Source organism: Variovorax sp. 01T439_2, from assembly GCF_056398445.1.
The window spans coordinates 1-5,574 of sequence record NZ_JBFTPJ010000337.1 but is presented as its reverse complement, the minus strand read 5'-3'; the positions used below and the strand labels follow the sequence as shown (position 1 = coordinate 5,574).

The following is a 5,574-nucleotide window of genomic DNA, read 5'->3' as shown; positions in this document are numbered from 1 at the left end:
CAGCCGGCCCCAAGGCCTACGTCGGCAATTTCAAGGACAGCACGGTCAGCGTGATCGACACCGGCACCGAGCGCGTGCTCGCCACCGTGCCGGTGGCCACGGGGCCGGACGGCATCGTCATCTCGCCGGACGGGCGCAGCGTGTTCGTCAGCGGCTCCGGCGCCTCGGCGGTGAGCGAGATCGACGCAGCCAGCGACGGCGTGGCGCGCACCATCGAGGTCGGCAAGGGCCCGCAGGGCCTCGCCGCCACGGCCGACGGACGCTGGCTGCTGGTGGCCGTCAACGGCGACGACCGCGTGGCCTTCATCGACACCGCGACGCACGCCGTCAGCGCCACCGTGCCCGTGCCCAAGCCGCACACCATCGCCGTGCGGCCCGACGGCCGGCAGGCCTACGTCGCCTCGCAGGAGCCGGGACACTTCGCACTGGTGGTCCTCGACCTGGCGGCGCGCACGGTGGTCGCGGAGATCCCGCTCGAGAAGGCGCCGCGCGACCTGGAGTTCGGCCACGACGGCAAGGCGCTGTACCTGACCCTGGCGGGCGTGCCCGCCGTTCAGGTGCTGGACCCGGCGACGAACCAGTGGCTGGCGCCGATACCGACCGGCGTGTCGCCCCACATCGCCCAGCATTTCGCCGGCATGGCGAGCGGCGTGGTGGTCGTGCAGGGGCCGGGCGAGGTCTTGCTCTTCGACCCGGCCACGCGGGCGCCGGGCCGCAGCATCGGCGTGGGCAAGCAGCCGCACTGGCTCGACCTGTCGGCCGACGGCAAGAAGCTGTGGGTGAGCAACGAAGGCTCCAACGACGTCAGCGTGGTCGACCTTGCGGGCGGCCCGATGCACACCGTGCCGGTCGGCAACGCGCCGCGCAAGGTGGCGGTGCAGCGCGCCGCGTCCGCAGGCACCGCGCATGCATCGCAGACTGGCGTTTCCGCGCAGGTGCTGGCGATCCGCAACTTCGCCTTCGAGCCGGCGCAGATCACCGTCAAGGCGGGCCAGAGCGTGACCTGGAAGAACGACGACGGCGCGCCGCACGGCGTGGCCTTCAAGGACGGCACCGCGGGCATGGACCTCATGCTGCCCGGCAAGACCTTCACCCGGACCTTCGACAAGCCGGGCGTGCACGACTACGCCTGCTCGGTGCATTCCTACATGACGGCGCGCGTGACGGTGCTCGCGCCCTGAGGGAAGGCTCAGCGCTCCTGCAGCGCCTGGTAGAGCTTCAGCGCCGTGCGCGCCGTCTGCTCGTCGCAGATCAGAACCGACAGCAGCCTGGCCCGCAGCACCGCCGCAATGATCGGCGCCTTGTTCTCGCCGCCCGAGGCGACGATCACCGTCGGGATGCGCGCCAGCTCCTCGAGTGAAGGCGCGACCACGCGCTGGTTCAGCGCATGCTTCACCGGGTTGCCGTGGCGGTCGAGGAATTGGCCGATGATGTCGCCCACCGCCTTGGCCTGGCGCAGCTCGGCCACCGGCACGTCCTTCGGCAGGCCGTAGCGCACCAGCAGCGAGCGCGTGCTCAGGTCGCCCACGCTCAGCAGCGCGACGTCGTTGGCCGCGATCTGGCCGAAGGCTTCCTTGAAGACATCCTGCGAGACGATGGTGTCGCGCGATCTGGCGCTGCCCGCATACAGGGGCGCGGCCAGGTAGCTGCACTGCGCGCCCAGCCGCGCGGCCAGTGCGCTGGCCGTCTCGAAGGTGTTGATCTCCAGGCCGCGCGTCAGGCCGCCCATCATCGAGTTGACGTGCACCTCGGGCCATTGGCCAGGTGCGACGTGGCGGATGGCCTCGCGCAAGGTGGCGCCCCAGCCCACGCCCACGCCGCGCACGCGGTTCGTCTCGAGGTGCTTCGAAAGATATTCGCCGGCCGTGCGCCCCAGCAGCACGGGGATGAGTTCGGGGCTCCCGGGCGTGGGAATGATCGTTGCCTCGCGCAGGCCGCAGACGCTGCGCAGCTCTTCTTCCAGCCGCAGGCAGCTTTCGTGGCGCGAGTTGATCTTGATGCTGACCAGCCCGCTCTCGCGCGCCTCGCCCAGCAGGCGGTTCACGCGCAGCCGCGTGAGGCCGAGCTTCGTGGCGATGCCGTCCTGCGTCAGGCCCTCCATGTAGTAGAGCCAGGCCACGCGCACCGCCACCTGATCTTCCTCAGCCATCCGAATTCTCCGTGGTTGTCGTCGTCGATTCTGCGGCCGCGATGGTGGCACGGGTGTGGCGGATTCCGCGCCGCGGGCCCGCCGGTCTACGGGTAGTCACGTGGTTGAAACAAATGTCTTTCAAACTATACACTTGTTCATCGACCGGAAAACGGCGTCCAGATTGCAGGAGACATGAGCGATTCGTCATTCCCCCTGAAGGCCGCGCTGCGCGATGCGGCGGTCACCAAGGAAGTCGTCATCGAGCACGCCGCGGTGCGCTCGCTGCCCGGCGTGCTGCAGCGCTGCGCGCCGGGCCGGCGCTGGATGCTGGTGGCCGACGAGAACACCTGGGATGCGGTGGGCGCGTCGGCGCAGGCCCTGCTCGAATCGCAGGGCGTGTCCTGCGCGCCGCCGCTGGTCTTTCCTGCGAAGCCTCGCCTGAAGCCGCGCGTGGCGCGCTCGGCGGCCATCGCACAGCAGCTTTCCGCGCAGGCGGTCACGCCGATCGCGGTGGGCTCGGGCGTCGTCAGCGACCTCGCCAAGCATGCGGCCTCGCTCGCCGGCCAACCCTATGTGTGCCTTGCAACCGCCGCCTCCATGGATGGCTACGCGGCCTCCGGCGCCGCACTGCTCGATGAAGACGGCTTCAAGCGCACGCTCGCATGCCCGCCTCCGGTGGCGGTGCTGGCCGACCTCGACGTGCTGCGCGCCGCACCCGCGCGCATGACGGCCTGGGGCTACGGCGACTTGGCCGGCAAGGCCGTGGCCGGCGCCGACTGGCTGCTGGCCGACGCGCTCGGCGTGGAGCCCATCAATCCGCGTCCCTACGCGCTGGTGCAGGACCATCTCGGCGACTGGCTCGGCGCGCCGCAGCGCCTGGCCGTGCATGAGCCGCAGGCGCTGGCCGGCTTGCTGGCCGGCCTGCTGGTCAGCGGCTTCGCCATGCAGGCGCATGGCAACTCGCGCCCCGCGAGCGGCAGCGACCACCAGTTCTCGCACCTGTGGGAAATGGAAAACCTGCAGGTCGATGGCGAGCCCGCGGCGCATGGCGCCTGCGTGGGCGTCGGCTGCGTCGCCATGCTGGCGATGTACGAATGGCTCATTGCGCAGCCCGCGGCCGCAATGGCGGCTGCCGCAGCGCAGGCGCATGACGGCCAGGACGAGGCCGCGCTGTCGCGCGAGATCGAGGCCGCCTTCGGCAATGAGGAATTCAGGACCGCTGCGCGCGGCGAGATGAATGCGAAGGCCGCACTCGGCAGCCGCCGCGCCCGCCTCGACCAGCTGGTGCGCACCTGGCCCGCGCTGCGCGCACAGCTGAAGCGCCAGCTGATCGGCGCGCGCGACATGCAGCAGCGGCTGGCCACCGTCGGCGGCGCGAGCCATCCCGAAGAACTCGGCATCGGCGCCGCCAGGTTCGCCGCCGACCACCGCCGCGCACGCCTCATCCGGCGCCGCTACACGCTGCTCGACCTGCTCGACGACCTGGGCTGGCTCGACCGCGCAATCGCCGGGCAGTTCGCGCCCGGCGGTTTCTGGACCGCCTGAACGCAAGAACACCCCTGGCATCGACATACCCCACAGGAGAACGCGATGAAGATCCAACGACGCAGCACGCTGGCCATGCTGGCCCTTTCATCCACGCTCTGGCTCGCGAGCGGCACACCCGCCGCCGCGCAGCCGGTGCAGGTGCAGTGGTGGCACGCGATGGGCGGCGCGCTCGGCGAGCGCGTGGAAGAACTGGTGAAGAATTTCAACAGCTCGCAGAACAAGTACGCCGTCACCGCCGTCTACAAGGGCAACTACGACGAGGTCATCAACGGCACCATTGCTGCCTACCGCGCCAAGCGCGCGCCGGCGCTCGTGCAGATCTACGAGCGCGGCTTCATGACCATGCTGCTGTCCGATGCAACCATGCCGGTGCAGGACCTGCTCGACCAGCGCGGCTACAAGGTCGAATGGGCCGATTTCGTGAAGCCGGTGGCCGGCTTCTACAGCTACAAGGGCAAGCTGATGACGATGCCCTTCAATTCGTCCTCGCCGATCCTCTGGTACAACAAGGCGCACTTCGAGAAGGCCGGCTTCGCCGGGCCCGCGCAGACCTGGCAGGAGCTGGAGAAGCAGCTCTACGCCATCAAGCAGAAGGGCATCTCGGCCTGCGGCTCGGTGCTCGCGGGCGACTACCACTGGAGCCTGCTCGAGAACTACAGCGCCATCAACGACCTGCCCTATGCCACCAAGGCCAACGGCTATCAGGGGCTGGACACCGAGTTCGTCTACAACAAGACCTCGGTGGTTTCGCAGGTGGCGCGCATCAAGAAATGGATCGACGACGACGTGATGCAGATCGCCGGCCAGGGCCTGAGCCCCGAGCAGCTCTTCACCTCGGGCAAGTGCTCCACCTACTTTGCCTCGACCGCTGCGCACAGCGGCATCGAGCGCGAATCCAAGATCGACTGGAGCGCCACCTACCTGCCGTGGGAAGAGGGCAAGCAGCCGAAGAACAGCACCATCGGCGGCGCGTCGCTCTGGGTGATGAAGGGCCAGAAGCCGGCCGAGTACGAGGCCGTGGCCGCCTTCCTCGACTACATCGCCAAGCCCGAGACGCAGTTCTGGTGGGTCAAGGCCACGGGCTACGTGCCGCTGACCAACAAGGCCTACGAACTCGCCAAGTCGCAGGGCTACTACAAGGAGCATCCGACGCGCGAGATTGCGATCCTGCAGCTCACGCGCGGCACGCCCACGGCCAACTCCACGGGCTTTCACTTCGGCAACTTCACGCAGACCATGATGGCGCAGCGCGACGAGTTCCAGAACGTGGTGGCCGGCAAGAAGACGCCGCAGGTGGCCATGGACGATGCCGTCAAGCGCGGCAACGAGATCCTGCGGCAGTACGAGAAGCTCAACAAGGGCCGCTACTGAGCGGGCGGTACCCATGGCGGCAGCGATCGAAGCGGGCCTGAAGCGTGCGCACTTCAAGGACGTGCGCCTGCCGGCGCTGCTTTTGCTGCCGCAGCTCGCGATCCTGCTGTTCTTCTTTTTCATTCCGTCGTTCCGCGCGCTCGGGCAGGCCTTCTTCCTGTCCGATCCGTTCGGCAACACGGTGCACTTCGTCGGCTTCGACAACTTTGCGCAGCTGCTGCAAAGCGCCACGTACCACGAGTCGGTCCAGGTCACGGTGGTGTTCACCATTTTGCAGAACCTGCTGACCATCGCGGTGGCGCTGGTGCTGGCCTTTGCGAGCGACCGCGTGATCCGCGGCCGCGGCGTCTACAAGGCGATCATCCTGCTGCCCTATGCCATTGCACCGGTCATCGCGGGCATCCTGTGGGCCTTTCTTTTCAACCCCGCAGTCGGTCCGCTCGCGCAGCTGCTGCATGCGATCGGCCTCGCGTGGGACCCGAACCGCGTGGGCTCGGACGCGATGATCCTGGTCATCCTGGCGG

General features: G+C 68.6%; 5 protein-coding genes. 4 read left to right on the top strand and 1 reads right to left on the bottom strand.

Annotation, left to right across the window (positions count from 1 at the left end; genetic code table 11):
* Nucleotides 1-1,181, top strand: a 1,181-nt coding sequence (locus AC1DOC_RS16905) for a YVTN family beta-propeller repeat protein (RefSeq protein WP_478130124.1), incomplete at its 5' end; no start/stop codon positions are given.
* Nucleotides 1,182-1,189: 8 nt separating this feature from the next.
* Here AC1DOC_RS16905 and AC1DOC_RS16900 read toward each other — a convergent pair.
* The gene (locus AC1DOC_RS16900; protein ID WP_478080443.1) at nucleotides 1,190-2,149 is read right to left on the bottom strand and encodes a sugar-binding transcriptional regulator; all 960 of its coding nucleotides are present in this window, start codon (nucleotides 2,147-2,149) and stop codon (nucleotides 1,190-1,192) included.
* Nucleotides 2,150-2,323: 174 nt separating this feature from the next.
* On the opposite strand from AC1DOC_RS16900, the gene AC1DOC_RS16895 reads away from it, so the two are divergent.
* From AC1DOC_RS16895 to AC1DOC_RS16885, 3 genes are all read left to right on the top strand, one after another.
* Nucleotides 2,324-3,676 carry an iron-containing alcohol dehydrogenase gene (locus AC1DOC_RS16895; protein WP_478080442.1) on the top strand — a complete coding sequence of 451 codons (1,353 nt, stop codon included), beginning with the start codon at nucleotides 2,324-2,326 and terminating at the stop codon, nucleotides 3,674-3,676.
* A gap of 45 nt (nucleotides 3,677-3,721) precedes the next feature.
* On the top strand, nucleotides 3,722-5,050 hold the full coding sequence (locus AC1DOC_RS16890) for an extracellular solute-binding protein (protein WP_369663366.1): 1,329 nt from the start codon (nucleotides 3,722-3,724) through the stop codon (nucleotides 5,048-5,050).
* Nucleotides 5,051-5,063: 13 nt separating this feature from the next.
* On the top strand, nucleotides 5,064-5,574 hold a 511-nt coding region (locus AC1DOC_RS16885; RefSeq protein WP_478130123.1), incomplete at its 3' end, for a carbohydrate ABC transporter permease.

What these genes read in the sequence shown, in the direction of transcription:
- AC1DOC_RS16900 (WP_478080443.1), bottom strand. Translation starts at nt 2,149, where the DNA reads ATGGCTGAGGAAGATCAGGTGGCGGTGCGCGTGGCCTGGCTCTACTAC.
- AC1DOC_RS16895 (WP_478080442.1), top strand. Translation starts at nt 2,324, where the DNA reads ATGAGCGATTCGTCATTCCCCCTGAAGGCCGCGCTGCGCGATGCGGCG.
- AC1DOC_RS16890 (WP_369663366.1), top strand. Translation starts at nt 3,722, where the DNA reads ATGAAGATCCAACGACGCAGCACGCTGGCCATGCTGGCCCTTTCATCC.